Source organism: Paractinoplanes atraurantiacus (genome assembly GCF_900215205.1).
Lineage (GTDB): Bacteria > Actinomycetota > Actinomycetes > Mycobacteriales > Micromonosporaceae > Actinoplanes > Actinoplanes atraurantiacus.
The window spans coordinates 407,549-422,741 of the sequence record NZ_OBDY01000002.1; the positions used below are offsets into that span (position 1 = coordinate 407,549).

Here is a 15,193-nt window from a genome sequence, read left to right on the forward strand (position 1 = left end):
TCAGATCTTCCCGCGTCCGGCCGGCGTTCGTGGGACCCCGCCTCGGCCCGGATTCTCATGGCGGGTGCCGCCCTCGGGTGGGCCATCGGCGGACTGGGCGCCGGCGGCCAGTTCGGGGAACTTGGCGTCGAAGGCCGGGCGCTCGGAGCGGATGCGCGGCATCTTGTCGAAGTTGCGCAGCGGTGGCGGCGAGGTGGTGGCCCACTCCAGCGAGTTGCCGTGGCCCCAGGGGTCGTTCGCGGTGGCCGTACGGCCGGCCCGGTAGGACTTCCAGCAGTTGTAGAGGAACGGCAGCGTCGACAGGCCGAGGATGAACGAGCCGATGGTCGACACGGCGTTCAGCGTCGCGAACCCGTCACCGGGCAGGTAGTCGGCGTAGCGGCGGGGCATGCCCTCGGTGCCCAGCCAGTGCTGCACCAGGAAGGTGGTGTGGAAGCCGATGAAGGTCAGCCAGAAGTGGACCTTACCCAGCCGTTCGTCGAGCATCCGCCCGAACATCTTCGGGAACCAGAAATAGATGCCGGAAAACACCGCGAACACGATCGTGCCGAACAGCACGTAGTGGAAATGGGCGACGACGAAGTACGAGTCGGAGACGTGAAAGTCGACCGGCGGCGCGGCCAGCAGCACGCCCGTGAGCCCGCCGAGCAGGAAGGTGATCAGGAAGCCGATCGCGAACAGCATCGGCGTCTCGAAGCTGATCTGACCGCGCCACATCGTGCCGATCCAGACGAAGAACTTCATGCCCGTGGGCACCGCGATGAGATAGCTGAGGAAGCTGAAGAACGGCAGCAGGACCTGGCCGGTGACGAACATGTGGTGCGCCCACACCGACATCGACAGGGCCGCGATCAGCAGCGTGGCCGAGACCAGGCCCTTGTAACCGAAGAGAGGTTTGCGGCTGAAGACCGGGATGACCTCGGTGATGATGCCGAAGAACGGCAGCGCCACGATGTACACCTCGGGGTGGCCGAAGAACCAGAACAGGTGCTGCCACAGCAGCGGGCCGCCGGTCTGCACGTCGAAGACGTGAGCACCGATCACCCGGTCGGCCAGCAGCGCGAGGAGGGCAGCGGCCAGGAAGGGGAAGACGAGAATCACCAGGAGGCTGGTGACCAGGATGTTCCACGTCATGATCGGCATGCGGAACATGGTCATGCCGGGTGCCCGCAGGGTCAGGATCGTGGTGATCATGTTGACGCCGCCGAGGATCGTGCCGAGGCCCGAGAGGGCCAGGCCGACGACCCACAGGTTCCCGCCGACTCCGGGGGAATGCAGCGAGTCGCTCAGCGGGTTGTACGCCGTCCACCCGAAGTCGGCCGCGCCACCCGGTGTGATGAAGCCGCCGAGGGTGAGGGTGCCGCCGAACAGGTAGAGCCAGTACGCGAACGCGTTCAGCCGGGGAAACGCCACGTCAGGAGCGCCGATCTGGATCGGCACCACATAGTTGGCGAAGGCGAACACGATCGGCGTCGCGAAGAGCAGCAGCATGATCGTGCCATGCATGGTGAACAGCTGGTTGTACTGCTCGGGGGACAGAATCTGCATGCCCGGGCGGGCCAGCTCCGCCCGCATGATCAGCGCCATCGCCCCGCCGATCATGAAGAAGGCGAACGCCGTGATCATGTAGAGGATCCCGATCTGCTTCGCGTCCGTCGTGCGCAGGACCCGGGCCAATGCCGAGCCCCGGACCTGAGGCCGGACCGGGTAGGGCCGGGTCTCGATCGGCCTGGGCGCAACGGCGGTCACGGCTGTTTTCCTCGGGATCGGTGTCACGTTGCGGCGCGCCTACCCCTCGACGAGCGGAGTAAACGATGACGGCGTGAATGAGTGTAGAAGGACATGCAGTTTCCGCCCGGTGCCGCGCTTCAGCGTTCAAATAGATGTAACTGTGCATGTTGTTTCGGTGCTCCTGGCGTTTATCCGCTGGAGCGGCGGGTAGCCGCGTGGACGGTGCCGATCGACGCCGTATCCGCGACGAAGGGAATCCCGATGCCGGAGATCGTGGGCGAGAGCCTGGCCAAAAGGTTGATCGCTTGGGGCGTGGACACCGTCTTCGGGCTTCCCGGGGACGGCATCAACGGGCTGATGGAGGGCTTCCGCCGGCATGCCGACCAGCTGAATTTCGTGCTGGTGCACCATGAGGAGGCGGCCGCCTTCATGGCCGTGGGCTACGCGAAGGCCACCGGCAAATTGGGCGTCTGCGCCGCGACCTCGGGGCCGGGCGCGATCCACCTGCTCAACGGCTTGTACGACGCGAAGCTCGACCACGTGCCGGTGCTGGCCATCACCGGCATGCAGGAGACCTCACTGCTGGGCTCGCGCTACCAGCAGGAGGTCCATTTGGACAGGCTGTACGAGGACGTGGCCGAGTACAACCTCATGATCACCAATCCGCAGCAGATGCCGGGTGTCGTGGACCTGGCCATCCGCAACGCTCTGATCAAGCGGACGGTCTCGCACCTGACGTTCCCCAACGACATCCAGATCGCGGCCGTCGACGAGGACCCGTACGCGCACCCGGCGCCGGGCACCAAGCCGGTGAGCCTGCCGAACCTGGACCGGCCGCAACTGGCGCCGGGCGAACCGGAACTGCGGGCGGCGGCCGAGGTGCTCAACGCGGCGGCCAAACCGGTGATCCTGGTCGGCGCCGGCGCTCTGCACGCCCGCGACGAGGTGATCGCGGTCGCCGAGAAGCTGGGTGCCCCGGTGGTCAAGACGCTGCCCGGCAAGGCCGTCGTGCCCGACGACCACCCGGTCACCACCGGCGGGCTCGGGCTGCTCGGCACCAAGCCGAGCGAGGAGGCCATGGAGGAGTGCGACACCCTGCTCATGGTCGGCACCTCCTTCCCGTACGGGAAATATCTGCCCGACCCTGGCACAGCGCGTGTCGTGCAGATCGACGCCGACCCCACGCTGATCGGGCTGCGGCTGCCGGTGGAAGCCCCTATCACCGCGGACGCCAAGAAGGGCCTCCAGGGCCTGCTGCCGCTGCTGCGCGGCGGGGACAGCGGATTCCTGGACAAGTACCACAAGGAGATGGAGTCCTGGCGGGCCGACATGAAGGCGTTGCAGGACGAGAGCCGTGACCCGATCGCCCCGCAGTACGTCGTGGGCGTGCTCGACGAGCTGGCCGCCGACGACGCGATCATGACCTGTGACTCGGGAACGATCGCCACCTGGTCGGCGCGGCACTGGACGATCCGTGACCGGCGGCAGTACTTCCTGTCGGGCAACCTGGCCACGATGGCGCCCGGCCTGCCGTACGCGATCGGGATGCAGCACGCCTTCCCGGGCCGGCAGGTGATCGCGTACGTCGGCGACGGCGGGTTCGCGATGCTGATGGCCGACTTCCTCACCGCCGTACGCCATGACCTGCCGGTCAAGGTGATCATCAACAACAACAACTCGTACGGGCAGATCCTGTGGGAGCAGATCGTCCTCGGCTATCCCGAGTACGCCGTGCGCCACCGCCAGCCCGAGGCCGATTTCTCCACCTGGGCGCGCGGCTGCGGCGCCTACGGCGTCAAGGTCACCAAGCCCGGAGAGGTACGCGGCGCGATCTCGGACGCTCTGGCCCATCCCGGCCCGGCGCTGGTCGACATCGACGTCAACCCGAACGAGCCGCCGATGCCCGGCAAGGTCAAGTACGAGCAGGCCAAACACTTCACCGAGGCGTTCCTGAAAGGGCAGCCGCACAAGGCGGCGACCCTGGCCACCGTGGTCCGCGACAAGATCAACGAGCTGCGGTCGTGACCACGGTTCATCTGCCCGATCCGGTCCGGCGGGCGCCGGACACCGGCGACATCGATGTCGCCGCGCTGGAACGGGACCTGACGGCCGAGGTGGACGGTGAGGTCCGCTTCGACGCCGGCTCCCGCGCGGCGTACTCCACCGACGCCTCCAACTACCGGCAGGTGCCCATTGGCGTGGTCGTGCCCCGCACGGTGGAGGCGGCCGTGGCCGCCGTCGCGGTCTGCCGCCGCTACGGCGCGCCGATCACCTCCCGCGGCGGCGGCACCAGTCTGGCCGGTGAGTGCACCAACGTGGCCGTGATCGTCGACTGGTCCAAGTACTGCCACCGGCTGCTCGAGGTCGACACCGAGAACCGGACCTGCCTGGTTGAGCCCGGTATCGTGCTCGACCTGCTCAACGAGCAGTTGAAGGACACCGGCCTGGAGTACGGGCCGTCGCCGGCCACACACGATCACTGCACCCTGGGCGGGATGATCGGCAACAACTCCTGCGGAGCGACCGCGCAGCGTACGGGCAAGGTCGTCGACAACGTCGTCGAGCTGGAAGTGCTGCTGTACGACGGCACCCGCATCTGGGTGGGGGAAACCTCGGAGGTCGAGTACGACCGCATCGTGGCGGCCGGGGGTCGCCAGGCGGAGATCTACCGGCAGCTGCGGGCGCTGCGGGATGAGTACCTGGCGCAGATCCGTACGCGCTATCCGGACATTCCGCGGCGGGTGTCGGGCTACAACCTCGACAGCCTGCTGCCGGAGAAGAACTTCCACGTCGCGCAGGCTTTGGTCGGTACGGAAGGCACCTGCGTGACGGTGCTGCGGGCCCGGCTCAAGCTGGTGCCGGTGGTCAAGGCCCGCACGCTGGCGTTCCTGTCCTATCCAGATATCGCAACCGCGGCCGACGACGTGCCGAAGATCCTGCCGCACCAGCCGATCGCGCTGGAGGGCATCGACCGCAAACTGATCGACTTCCAGCAGCGCAAGCACCTCAACCCCGACGCGCTGGCGTTGCTGCCGGAGCAGGGCGCTTACCTGCTGGTGCAGATGGGCGGCGACAGCGAGGAGCAGGCGGACGGGGCCGCCGACGCGATGCTGGCCGCCCTGGGCAAGAAGCGCGACGAGCCGGATGTCGGGTTCTTCGACGATCCCGACCACGAGAAGCAGATGTGGCTGATCCGCGAGTCCGGCCTGGGTGCCACGGCCCGCGTACCGGGCCTGCCCGACACCTGGCCCGGCTGGGAGGACTCCGCCGTCGACCCGAAGGACCTGGGTGACTACCTGCGGGACTTGCGCAAGCTGTACGAGGAGTACGGCTACCAGCAGGCCTCGCTCTACGGCCATTTCGGGCAGGGCTGCGTGCACACCCGTATCCCCTTCGACCTGGAGAACGCCGACGGCATCGCCGCGTTCCGGTCGTTCATCGAGCGGGCGGCCGACCTGGTCGTGCGCTACGGCGGCTCGTTCTCCGGCGAGCACGGCGACGGGCAGGCCCGTGCGGAACTGCTGCCGAAGATGTTCGGCGACGACCTCGTCCGCGCGTTCGGCCAGTTCAAGGCGATCTTCGACCCGGACAACCGGATGAATCCCGGCAAGGTCACCGCTCCCGATCCCCTCGACGGCCAGCTGCGGCTCGGCGCCGACTACAACCATGGCGACCTGGCCACGCACTTCCGGTATCCGCACGACGAGGGAAGCTTCGGCCGGGCGGTGCTGCGCTGCGTAGGTGTCGGGAAGTGCCGGCGGCACTCCGGCGGCGTCATGTGCCCGTCGTACATGGCGACCAAGGAGGAAGAGCACTCCACCCGGGGACGAGCCCGGCTGCTGTTCGAGATGCTCGACGGCGCCGAGCGCGGCGGGGCGATCGGCGACGGCTGGCGCTCCGACGAGGTCAAAGATGCCCTCGACCTGTGCCTGGCCTGCAAGGGCTGCAAGGCCGACTGCCCGGTCAATGTCGACATGGCCACCTACAAGGCCGAATTCCTCGCCCACCACTACGAGGGCCGACTTCGGCCCCGGGCCCACTACGCCATGGGCTGGCTCCCGCTCGCCGCCGCCGCGGTCACCGCCACGGCGCCCCGGCTGGTCAACGCCCTGTCCCACGCGCCCGGGCTGGCCTGGCTGGCGAAGAAGACGGCCGGCGTCGACGTCCGCCGCGAGGTGCCGGTCTTCGCCGCGGAGAGCTTCCAGCAGTGGTTCGCCCGCCGCACCCCACGCGGCGGCGGCGAGCGCGGCGAGGTTGTGCTGTGGCCGGACACCTTCACCAACAACTTCGATCCCGGCATAGCCATGGCCGCAGTCGAGGTAGTGGAGGATGCGGGCTGGCGTGTGATCGTTCCCGAGCAACGGGTGTGCTGCGGCCTGACCTGGATCTCCACCGGCCAGCTCGACGTCGCCAAGCGCGTTCTCCAGCGTACGGTCGAGGTGCTGAGCCCTCACCTGCGGGCCGGAACGCTGATCCTCGGGCTGGAACCCAGCTGCACCGCGGTGTTCCGAAGTGACGCCGAGGAGCTCTTCCCGGACGATCAGGATGTCGAACGGCTGCGCCGGCAGACCGTCACGCTGGCCGAGCTGCTCACCGCACACACGCCCGGATGGCAGCCGCCGCGGGTCACACGCACCGCCCACGTGCAGACCCACTGCCACCATCACGCGGTCATGGGATTCGCCGCGGACACCAAGCTGCTGACCGGCGCCGGGGTCGACGTCGACGTGCTCGACTCGGGCTGCTGCGGACTCGCCGGCAACTTCGGCTTCGAACAGGGCCACTACGAGGTCTCCGAGGCCTGCGCCGAACGGGTCCTGCTGCCCGCGGTCCGCGAGGCCGCCCCGAGCGACGTGATCCTGGCCGACGGGTTCAGCTGCCGCACCCAGGTGCAGCAGAGCGACAGCGGCGGCCGTCGCGGTGTCCACCTCGCCGAACTTCTGGCCGCCGGCCTCGACGGCGACGACGGGCGCGGCGTCCCGGAGCAACGCTGGGCCGATCGTCCCGGCGCCCCGTCGCGGCCGCTGCAACTGCTCACCACCACGGCAGTGGCCGGCGCAGCGGCCGTCGCGCTCGGCTACGGGCTGCGCCGATGGTCACGCTGACCGCCGCCGCGTACACGATCCCCACGGACGAGCCCGAGGGCGACGGCACGCTGGCCTGGACGAGCACCACCTTGGTGCTCGTCCAGGCCCGGGCCGGCGACGTCACCGGGATCGGCTGGACCTATGGGCCGCCGGCGATCGTGGGGATCGTGAACGACCTGCTGGCCGAGGTGGTCGCCGACGTCGACCCGGACGACACCCCGGCCGCTTGGTCGGCCATGCGCCGGCGGCTGCGCAACGCCGGCCGGCCCGGCATCGGCGGACTGGCTCTCTCCGCCGCCGACAACGCGCTGTGGGACCTGAAGGCCCGCCGTCTGGAGATATCGCTGGCCCGGTTGCTCGGCTCGGCCCGCACGGCCGTCCCGGTCTACGGCAGCGGCGGCTTCACCACATACGACACTCACCGCCAGCACGCGCAGCTCTCCGGCTGGGTCCACGACGAGGGTATTCCTCGCGTCAAGATCAAGATTGGGGAGTCGTGGGGAACCGAGATCGACCGGGACCTGGCCCGGATGGCGGCCGCCCGCGAGACGATCGGCGAGGCCGAGCTGTTCGTCGACGCCAACGGCGCCTACCAGCGCAAGCAGGCCGTCCGGGTGATGAGGGCGGCCGCGGACCTCGGCGTGCTCTGGTTCGAGGAGCCGGTGAGCTCCGACGATCTGAAAGGACTCGGCCACGTGCGCGACGCCGTCTCGCCCGACGTGACGGCCGGCGAATACGGCTACGACCTCGTCTACTTCAAACGGATGGCCCCGTACGTCGACTGCTTGCAGATCGACGTCACCCGCTGCGGAGGCATCACTGAGTTCCAGCGAGCAGCGGCCGTAGCCGCCGCGCACGGCCTCGAGATCTCCGGGCACTGCGCCCCGCATCAGCACCTGGCCGTGGCCGCCGCCACCCCGAACCTGCGGCACCTGGAATGGTTCCACGACCACGTACGCATCGAGCGGATGCTCTTCGACGGCGCCACCAGCGCCGAAGGCGGCGCTGTCACCGTCAACCGCCAGACACCGGGGAACGGCCTGATCTTCCGCGACTCGGACGCCGAACCGTGGCGAACCGGCTGAGCAACTCGTGCATGGGTCGTCATGAAACTGTCATGTTCCCGCGGAGCCATCGCCACAAGGGTCCGCGACGCTGATCGACGTGAACGACGAGATGCGGCGATGGCAGTGACAGCAGTGACGTACGGCCAGGGCCCGGGCGTGCAGGTCATCTGTGACGGCTGCGGCGGCCGGGCGCTGGTGGACGGAGGAGGGCTGCACGACGGTCACGTGGTTCACGTGGCGGTGAGCTCGATCGGCTGGACCGGGAGCACGTTCGCTCGCGGTCCACACCACTGCCGGCGATGCTCGGCGGACGGAAGGACCATAGCCCGGGCCGGTGGGGATATCTCGGTCGAGCTCCGGCCGGCCGCGGCGATACTCCGCCTCTTCGGCGACGTCGGCGCCGGCGACACGGCGGCGCTGCGAACAACTCTTGCGGGCGCGGCGTCGGCGCGCCGCGCCGTCGTCGTCGACCTGACAGAGACCCGTACGATCCATCCTGCGGCATTGGCTGTGTTCGTTGATGCCTGTACGGCCGGGGAGCCCGACCACAACACGGTGGTGCTGGCCGGCCCGTCGCGGTCGGTGCGCACCTCGTTACGCCTGATGCGGCCGCACGCCACGTTCCCGACCTTCGGCACCGTTCGCCAGGCTGTCGTGGCCGTCTCACGCGCAGACCATCGCGCCGCGGCGTAGCGCCGGCAAGACCGAGGAGGCCGCCTATGCAGCCGCTGCCGGATGACGAGTTCCTTGCGCAGCACCGGAGACGTGACCCTGTCGTCGCATCCGACGAGGTCCGCGCGGCGCTGGCCGTGGTGCTCGGGTTGAATGGCGACGAGCGGACGAGCCATGAGCCGATCCGGGTGAGTGTCCAGAACGGTGTCGTGGTTCTCGACGGCACGGTGAGCTCGTGGGCGGCTCGGGAGAGAGCCGCGGACCTTGTCCGTACCACGGTCGCCGGTCTTGACATCTGCAACGCCCTCCGGGTTCGTGCCGACCCGCGGGCCCGGCGCAGCCAGGACGAGTTCGACACGATCGTGGCCGGTCTGACCCCTTCCTCCTCGAACGCGGCCGGCTTGCGGCGAGTTGCTCGGGCCATCATGGCTGCACCCGGTGTATCCGCCACGATTGTGTTCTCGCTGGCGCTTCCCTGGTATCTGTTGGTGACCGGTTGGGCCGGAGTGCCCATGATGGCCGCCATACTTGCCGTCACCGCGATCGCGGTGACTGGGCCGAAAGGCGGCAAGGCTGAGTGATCCGAAACAGCGGCGCCCGCGTTGTCATTGAGATGTCACGATGTTGCGGGCAATGCGCCATGGCCGACGAGCAGTCTGACACCGAAAAGTGTTGGACGGTGGAGGAGGCCAGGATGGACAGCATGCCGACCGACCGGATCACCTCGGTGACGCTCGCCGGTGCCGCTGTGGTCGAACTCCATGGTGACATCGACGTCGAGGTGGCCGAACCGTTGCAGGACCAGCTCGCCGACGGCCTCGAGCGCCGCGACGACATCCTGGTCGACGCATCCGACGTCTCGCTGATCGACTGTGCCTCCCTCGGCGTGCTGATCCAGGCCCATCAGCGCGCGGATCGTCGCGGTTGCCGGTTCTGCCTGGTCGCGCCGTCACCGGCGATGAGGCGGACGTTGGCCGGCACGGGCCTCGACGCTGCCTTTCCGATCTTTCGTAGCCGAGCTCATGCGGCCGCCGTAGCCTCGGCTGGCCGGCGGCTGGCTGCCTGAGCCAGCCGAGAGTCATCGATTCGTCATGATGCCGGGGTCCGGCCGCCATAGGTGAGCGTCATGGTGGTGTCCGGATGCCGCGGTCGTTTCGGGCCGCTTCGCCCCCCATGTTCACCGGTGGCTCGCCGGCCGCGGCATTCCGGCCCGCGTGGCGCTCTTCGAGGGAATGCAGGCGAAGACCGGTGAGCGTCATGATTCGAGGATGGTGTCATGCAGATAGCAATGGTCGGTCTCGGGCGGATGGGGTCCAACCTGGTCCGCAGACTCATGGCTGCCGGGCACGACTGCGTCGTGTTCGACACCGATCCGGCGTCGGTCGAGGCCTTGTCCGGCGAGGGCGCGACGGGTAGCGAATCGCTCGCCGACCTGGTCGGCAAGCTGGCTCAGCCCCGGGCCGTCTGGGTGATGGTGCCCGCGGGCGGTCCGACCGAGCACGTTGTCGGCGAGCTGGCCGAGCACCTCGATGCCGGAGACACGATCATCGACGGCGGAAACTCGTACTACCGTGACGATATCGTCCGGTCATCCGCTCTGGCGGATCGCGGGATCCACTATGTCGACGTGGGCACCAGCGGTGGTGTGTGGGGCCGGGAGCGTGGCTACTGTCTGATGATCGGCGGGGAAGGCGACGTGGTCGGCCGGTTGTCGCCCTTGTTCGCCGCGATCGCACCGGGAGCCGGGGCGGCGGAGCGTACGCCCGGTCGCACCGGTGAACCCGCCCCGGCGGAACAGGGCTTCCTGCACTGCGGCCCGGCCGGGGCGGGGCACTTCGTCAAGATGGTGCACAACGGCATCGAGTACGGGCTCATGGCCGCGTACGCCGAGGGCCTCAACATTCTGCGCAACGCCGGTATCGGTACGGCTCAGCAGCAGGCCGACGCCGAGACCGCCCCGCTCGCACATCCGGAGTTCTACCGCTACGACCTGGACATCGCGGCGATTGCCGAGGTTTGGCGCCGCGGCAGCGTCATCTCGTCCTGGCTGCTCGACCTTACGGCCACCGCGCTCGCCGAATCGCCGGACCTGCACGAGTACTCCGGCCGGGTATCGGACTCCGGGGAGGGCCGGTGGACCGCCGTGGCCGCCATCGAAGAAGGGGTGCCCGCCCCGGTGTTGATGACGGCGCTCGCCTCCCGGTTCGGCTCTCGTGGCCTGGACCATTTCGCCAGCCAGACGCTCTCGGCCATGCGCCAGCAGTTCGGTGGTCATGCCGAGAAGCCGGCCGAGTGATACGGACGGCGAAGGAGCAACCGGCTCGGCCGTGATGAGCAGGGCGAGGCAGCCGAAGCCCACCGCCCAGCCCCGGCGCCTGAGCGCGGCCCGGACGTGAGGCGGCACGATGCCTCCGCGAGCTGGTCATGACAGCTTTGTGACGAAGGAGCAGAAGGGGCCTTCCGGCCCGGCCCAAGGTTAGATCCTGGGCTTGAGACCGGTGCCCGATCTTGTGCCGGCTCGGTCGGCGGGGTGGGGACTCCGGCGCCCCGACGGCAAGGCGCCGATCACCGAGGCGGTCAGTCCGGCGGCTCCGAGAACCACGAGCCAGAGGGTCAAGGTGACGAGCCCGGCGGCGACGACGCTCAGGCCGCCGACGACCAGGTGAGGCAGGGGGATGCGCATGCGCCCGGTCCTTTCGTCGATGTGTGTCCAGCGTCGCGGCGGACCGTGGCGGTCGGCCCACAACGATTTGACAGGTCGATGACGGAAGGAGCGGGCAGGATGAGCCGCCACGTGAACGTCGCCGTAGCCACGGTCGTCGCCGGATGCCTCCTCGGTGCCGGAGGTTGCGAGGCCGACCGGGCCGGGCCGGCGCCGGTGCCCTCGGCAACCGGCTACCTCGGCGATGCCTCTTTCATCGGTCGGACGGTCACCATCTCGGGATGGGTCGTCCAAGTGATCACCGAGACGTCCTTCGTCGTCGACACCCGCCAGAACGGCGCCGAACCCTTGCTGGTTCTCTGTGCCCCCAGCCGCGACGTGGAGAAAGGCTCACTTGTCATCGTCTCGGGCAACGTCCAGAGGTTCTACTACTCCGCCTACGCCGACGAGTACGCCCTCGCGCCCGACGCCGATGTCTACAGCCGGTTCGCGGCCGACCCGTTCCTCGTGACCAGGCGGGCCATGGCGCTGCAGTGAGCCGGCGCGTGTTGTCACGCGATCGCCACGCCCTCGCGGGAGCGTCGTCACACAGGGTGGGCATCTGGTGACGAACACAGCGATCGGAGGCTGGCGATGAAAGGAAAGACTTCTCTTCTTCTTATCGGACTGCTTCTCAGCACCGCGGCCGCCGGCTGCGGCGACGAGGCGCCTGGCCGGTCCGGTGCGGCCGCGCCCCCGCAGCCGTCGTCGCCGTCCGCCGCCGCGTCGCCGATCTGGCCTTCTCCGGCGTGCGTGACAGGCGACTGGCGAACGACCGGTGTCAGCGGCGAGTTCGGCAACGTCGGCGGCAAGGTGTCGGGTGGCACAGGGGCGACCATGAACGTCGGCGTGGACGGCACCACCGATGTCGGTTTCACAGGTTCGGAACCACTCGCATTCTCAGCCGAGGCGGCCGGAGCGACCATCCGCGGGCAGATCTCGTACTCGGGTTCTGTCCGGGCGGCTGTGGTGTTCGAGCCTAGCGGTGGTGGCGCGGGGCAATGGCGGCCGCGCGACGCGGCGCAGAATCACCTGCGGGCGACGGTGAAGTTGAGTGAGCCGTTCTCGGTGACGTTGCTCGACAACGCCGGCATCGGACGCCTGACCGGAGGTGAGCTGCCCGGCACGGGCGACGCTATCGATGTCCTTCCCATTCTGCGCGGCGGGACGTACACGTGTGCGCAGAACCGGCTTCAGGTTCGTACCGCCGACAGCGGACCCGACCTGAGCTGGACGTTCGAGCGGGTTTCCTGAGCCGATGGTCCGGCTGCGGTGGGCTGTGCTCGGCGGCTGGCTCGTGTTGGCCGCGGTGGCGATCCTATTCACCCCTCCGGTAAGCACGGGTGGGCTGTCCGGTCTGGTGGCCGTCGACAGCCCACCCGTGCAGACGGAGATCCGTTCCTTTCAGCGGTTCGGCTTTCCGCTGCTGAGCCGGGTTGCCGTCGTCCAGCGTGATCCGGACGGGCTGTCGCCGCTGACGCAGGCTGAAGCTGTAGCCCGCGCTGCCGCGACGACCCAGCGGCAGTACGACGACACCGGTCCGATCCTGGGTGCCATCCCGATCCCGAACACCGGTGGTGTCTTCCCGGGCAGCCGGGAAAACGGCACGACGATCATCACGTTGTTGTTCATTCCGCCGAACGTCGGCTTGAACACGCAGTACGCGGCGGCCCAGCGTTTCGCTGAGAGTCACTTCGGTCCCGAGGACGCCGTGGTGGGCGTGACCGGAACGTTGCCCGCCCGTGCGGCCCAGGGCGAGGTCGTCGAAGGTTCGATCAAAACCGTCGAGATGGCCACGCTGGCGGCTGTGCTGCTCGTGGTGGGCCTCGCGTTCCGATCAGTCGTCGCCCCACTGATCGCGCTGGTCACCGCCGGCATCGCCGCGCTGGTCATGCTCGACCTTGTCGGCTGGCTCGGGTGGTTGCTGGACGTGGCAGTACCCACCGAGGTGGGACCGCTGCTGGTAGCTCTGCTGCTCGGTGTGGTCACCGACTACGTGGTCTTCTACCTGTTCGCGTTGCGGCGTGAGCTCATGGCCGGTCACGACCGGCTCATCGCTGCTCGCCGGGCGACCCGCTCCACCACCGTGATCGTGGTGGTGGCCGGGCTGACTGTGGCGGCGGGAACCGGTGTCCTGCTCGTGGCCGAGTCGCCGCTGTTCCACGCGTTCGGACCCGGCATGGCACTGGCGGTTCTCGTCGGCTTGGCGGTCGCGGTCACGCTCGTGCCCGCTCTGCTCGCCATCCTCGGGCCGTACGCGTTCTGGCCCGGCCGCCACGACCGCGTGCCCGGCCAGGCGGCCAGAGCCGCCCGGGAACGCCGCGATCGGCGTACCCAATGGCTGGTGCGCCGCAAGCCGGCCGCGATCGTGCTGACTCTGGGCGTCCTGGTGCTCGCCGTCGCCGCTCTACCGGCACGCCACCTGGGACTCGGCTTGTCGTTCGTCTCGTCATTGCCCGCTGACGACCAGGTTCGCCAGGCCGCGGTGGCGGCGCGCGCCGGATTCGCCGACGGCATCGTCTCGCCGACCGTTCTGCTGTTGGAACGGCCCGGCATCACCCAGGACCGCTCCGCCCTAGACCGGTTGCAGCGCATGCTCGCGGACCGTCCGGGGATCGCGGGCGTGGTGGGCCCGGCGGACCAGCCCGTTCCGGACGAGCTGGGCCTGGTGCTGTCCCGAGACGGTAGCGCGGCTCGGTATCTGCTGGTGCTCGACAGTCTGCCGCTGGGTGCCTCGGGCATCGGCACGCTGTCGTCGCTGCGTGCCGATCTGCCACGGTTGCTGTCCGAAGTGGGGCTGTCCGGGGTGACCGCCGGCCTGGCGGGCGACACCGCGGTGGCCGCCGACATCGTCGGGCAGACCACGTCCGATCTCGAACGGATCATCGTGGCCACCCTGGTGGTGAATCTGCTGATGCTGATGTTGTTCCTGCGGGCTCTGGCCGCACCGGTCTGCCTGCTGCTGCTCAACGTCCTGGCGCTGGCGGCAACGCTGGGGCTGGCGACCTTGCTGTTCGACACGGTCCTGAACCACGACGGACTGACCTTCTATGTCCCGTTCGCTGTCGCCGTGCTGCTGGTCGCCCTCGGATCCGACTACAACATCTTCACCGTGGGACAGGTCTGGCACGAGGCGCGCACCCGGCCGATGCGTGACGCGGTGGTGATCGCGCTGCCCGTGTCGGCGCGGGCGGTAGGCACGGCGGCGGTCATCCTGGCCACCAGCTTCGGGCTGCTCGCCCTCGTGCCTTTGCGCCCGTTCGCTGAAATCGCGTTCACCATGTCCGTGGGCGTGCTCCTGGACGCGCTGTTCCTGCGTTCGTTGCTGATGCCGGCCCTGCTGGCGTTGCTCGGCGACGCGGCGGGATGGCCGGGCCTGCGCCGGCGACCGCCGGCCGGAGCGGAGCTTCAGCGCGTGGGTGTACCGGTCTGATCGCGGCACTGCTGCGCGAGAGTATCGAGTTCGTGCTGAGCGTCCTGCAATTGGTCAAGGAGCCGCTGCAGTCGCGCGGTGTCCAGGCGGCGCAGCGCCTGCAGCGCGTCCTCGGCGGTCGACGAGGCCTGTTGTGCCTTGTCGACCGCCTGGCGGCAGCTGGCCGGGATCACGAGGCCGGCGCTCGGCGAGGTGATCGGAGCGGCCGCCGCGGGGCGAGAGGTGGTCGCCGCCGGGCGCACCAACAGGGTCAGGCCCACGCCGAGCAGCCCGCCGAGCAGGAACGCCATGGCGCAGAGGATTATGAGCCAGCGGTTCGGCGTACTGGTGGGCATCGGGGGCTCCTCTCGGCGTACGTCCCTTGAATGCCCGTTGCGGCGGCGTCGGATGACCTACCGACCTTGCAGATGGCGCTATTGGCCGGCCGAGCACGTCACAGCACTGTCATGGAAGCGAGTCGTCAGCGCCATCCTCGTCGGCGAGTATCGGTGCGAGCATGCAA

Annotated in this window: 13 protein-coding genes; 10 read left to right on the top strand and 3 right to left on the bottom strand. The window is 68.9% G+C overall.

From position 1 onward, the window contains the following. Positions 1–1,749: an aa3-type cytochrome oxidase subunit I gene (ctaD, locus tag CRP55_RS08370; protein WP_097319087.1), complete on the bottom strand. Its 1,749-nt coding sequence runs from the start codon at positions 1,747–1,749 to the stop codon at positions 1–3. Positions 1,750–1,992: 243 nt separating this feature from the next. Here ctaD and CRP55_RS08375 point away from each other — a divergent pair, with 243 nt between their 5' ends. The 7 genes from CRP55_RS08375 to gnd all read left to right on the top strand — a co-directional run bounded on the left by CRP55_RS08375 (position 1,993) and on the right by gnd (position 10,853). Next, positions 1,993–3,756 (top strand): thiamine pyrophosphate-dependent enzyme, encoded by a 1,764-nt coding sequence (locus tag CRP55_RS08375; protein WP_097319088.1) that lies wholly within the window; start codon positions 1,993–1,995, stop codon positions 3,754–3,756. Beyond that, the gene (locus CRP55_RS08380; RefSeq protein ID WP_097319089.1) at positions 3,753–6,836 is read left to right on the top strand and encodes an FAD-binding and (Fe-S)-binding domain-containing protein; all 3,084 of its coding nucleotides are present in this window, start codon (positions 3,753–3,755) and stop codon (positions 6,834–6,836) included. The genes CRP55_RS08375 and CRP55_RS08380 overlap by 4 nt, the downstream gene beginning before the upstream one ends. Then, complete coding sequence (locus CRP55_RS08385; RefSeq protein WP_097319090.1) at positions 6,824–7,903, top strand: enolase C-terminal domain-like protein; 1,080 nt, start codon at positions 6,824–6,826, stop codon at positions 7,901–7,903. The genes CRP55_RS08380 and CRP55_RS08385 overlap by 13 nt, the downstream gene beginning before the upstream one ends. 99 nt (positions 7,904–8,002) lie before the next feature. Continuing rightward, on the top strand, positions 8,003–8,578 hold the full coding sequence (locus CRP55_RS08390) for an STAS domain-containing protein (RefSeq protein ID WP_179855079.1): 576 nt from the start codon (positions 8,003–8,005) through the stop codon (positions 8,576–8,578). A gap of 26 nt (positions 8,579–8,604) precedes the next feature. Then, the gene (locus CRP55_RS08395; protein ID WP_097319092.1) at positions 8,605–9,138 is read left to right on the top strand and encodes a BON domain-containing protein; all 534 of its coding nucleotides are present in this window, start codon (positions 8,605–8,607) and stop codon (positions 9,136–9,138) included. Positions 9,139–9,197: 59 nt separating this feature from the next. Further along, the gene (locus tag CRP55_RS08400) at positions 9,198–9,623 is read left to right on the top strand and encodes an anti-sigma factor antagonist (RefSeq protein WP_179855080.1); all 426 of its coding nucleotides are present in this window, start codon (positions 9,198–9,200) and stop codon (positions 9,621–9,623) included. 210 nt (positions 9,624–9,833) lie between these two features. Beyond that, on the top strand, positions 9,834–10,853 hold the full coding sequence (gene gnd / locus CRP55_RS08405; protein WP_097319094.1) for a phosphogluconate dehydrogenase (NAD(+)-dependent, decarboxylating): 1,020 nt from the start codon (positions 9,834–9,836) through the stop codon (positions 10,851–10,853). A gap of 180 nt (positions 10,854–11,033) precedes the next feature. On the opposite strand, the gene CRP55_RS08410 is transcribed toward gnd, so the two are convergent. After that, positions 11,034–11,240, bottom strand: a complete 207-nt coding sequence (locus CRP55_RS08410; protein WP_097319095.1) for a hypothetical protein — start codon at positions 11,238–11,240, stop codon at positions 11,034–11,036. 99 nt (positions 11,241–11,339) lie between these two features. On the opposite strand from CRP55_RS08410, the gene CRP55_RS08415 reads away from it, so the two are divergent. From CRP55_RS08415 to CRP55_RS08425, 3 genes are all read left to right on the top strand, one after another. Further along, the gene (locus tag CRP55_RS08415; protein WP_097319096.1) at positions 11,340–11,756 is read left to right on the top strand and encodes a hypothetical protein; all 417 of its coding nucleotides are present in this window, start codon (positions 11,340–11,342) and stop codon (positions 11,754–11,756) included. Between the two features lie 255 nt (positions 11,757–12,011). Further along, complete coding sequence (locus tag CRP55_RS08420; protein ID WP_143234464.1) at positions 12,012–12,512, top strand: hypothetical protein; 501 nt, start codon at positions 12,012–12,014, stop codon at positions 12,510–12,512. Positions 12,513–12,516: 4 nt separating this feature from the next. Beyond that, entirely contained in the window at positions 12,517–14,691 is a 2,175-nt protein-coding gene (locus tag CRP55_RS08425; protein ID WP_097319098.1) for an MMPL family transporter, read from the top strand. Here CRP55_RS08425 and CRP55_RS08430 read toward each other — a convergent pair. Beyond that, the gene (locus CRP55_RS08430; RefSeq protein WP_097319099.1) at positions 14,667–15,026 is read right to left on the bottom strand and encodes a hypothetical protein; all 360 of its coding nucleotides are present in this window, start codon (positions 15,024–15,026) and stop codon (positions 14,667–14,669) included. The genes CRP55_RS08425 and CRP55_RS08430 overlap by 25 nt on opposite strands. Positions 15,027–15,193: the final 167 nt, after the last annotated feature.

Excerpts from the sequence above, each read along its gene's own strand:
- gnd (WP_097319094.1), top strand. The coding sequence starts at position 9,834 with ATGCAGATAGCAATGGTCGGTCTCGGGCGGATGGGGTCCAACCTGGTC.
- CRP55_RS08390 (WP_179855079.1), top strand. The coding sequence starts at position 8,003 with ATGGCAGTGACAGCAGTGACGTACGGCCAGGGCCCGGGCGTGCAGGTC.
- CRP55_RS08415 (WP_097319096.1), top strand. The coding sequence starts at position 11,340 with ATGAGCCGCCACGTGAACGTCGCCGTAGCCACGGTCGTCGCCGGATGC.
- CRP55_RS08430 (WP_097319099.1), bottom strand. The coding sequence starts at position 15,026 with ATGCCCACCAGTACGCCGAACCGCTGGCTCATAATCCTCTGCGCCATG.
- CRP55_RS08385 (WP_097319090.1), top strand. The coding sequence starts at position 6,824 with ATGGTCACGCTGACCGCCGCCGCGTACACGATCCCCACGGACGAGCCC.
- CRP55_RS08395 (WP_097319092.1), top strand. The coding sequence starts at position 8,605 with ATGCAGCCGCTGCCGGATGACGAGTTCCTTGCGCAGCACCGGAGACGT.
- CRP55_RS08425 (WP_097319098.1), top strand. The coding sequence starts at position 12,517 with ATGGTCCGGCTGCGGTGGGCTGTGCTCGGCGGCTGGCTCGTGTTGGCC.
- CRP55_RS08375 (WP_097319088.1), top strand. The coding sequence starts at position 1,993 with ATGCCGGAGATCGTGGGCGAGAGCCTGGCCAAAAGGTTGATCGCTTGG.
- CRP55_RS08410 (WP_097319095.1), bottom strand. The coding sequence starts at position 11,240 with ATGCGCATCCCCCTGCCTCACCTGGTCGTCGGCGGCCTGAGCGTCGTC.
- CRP55_RS08400 (WP_179855080.1), top strand. The coding sequence starts at position 9,198 with ATGGCCGACGAGCAGTCTGACACCGAAAAGTGTTGGACGGTGGAGGAG.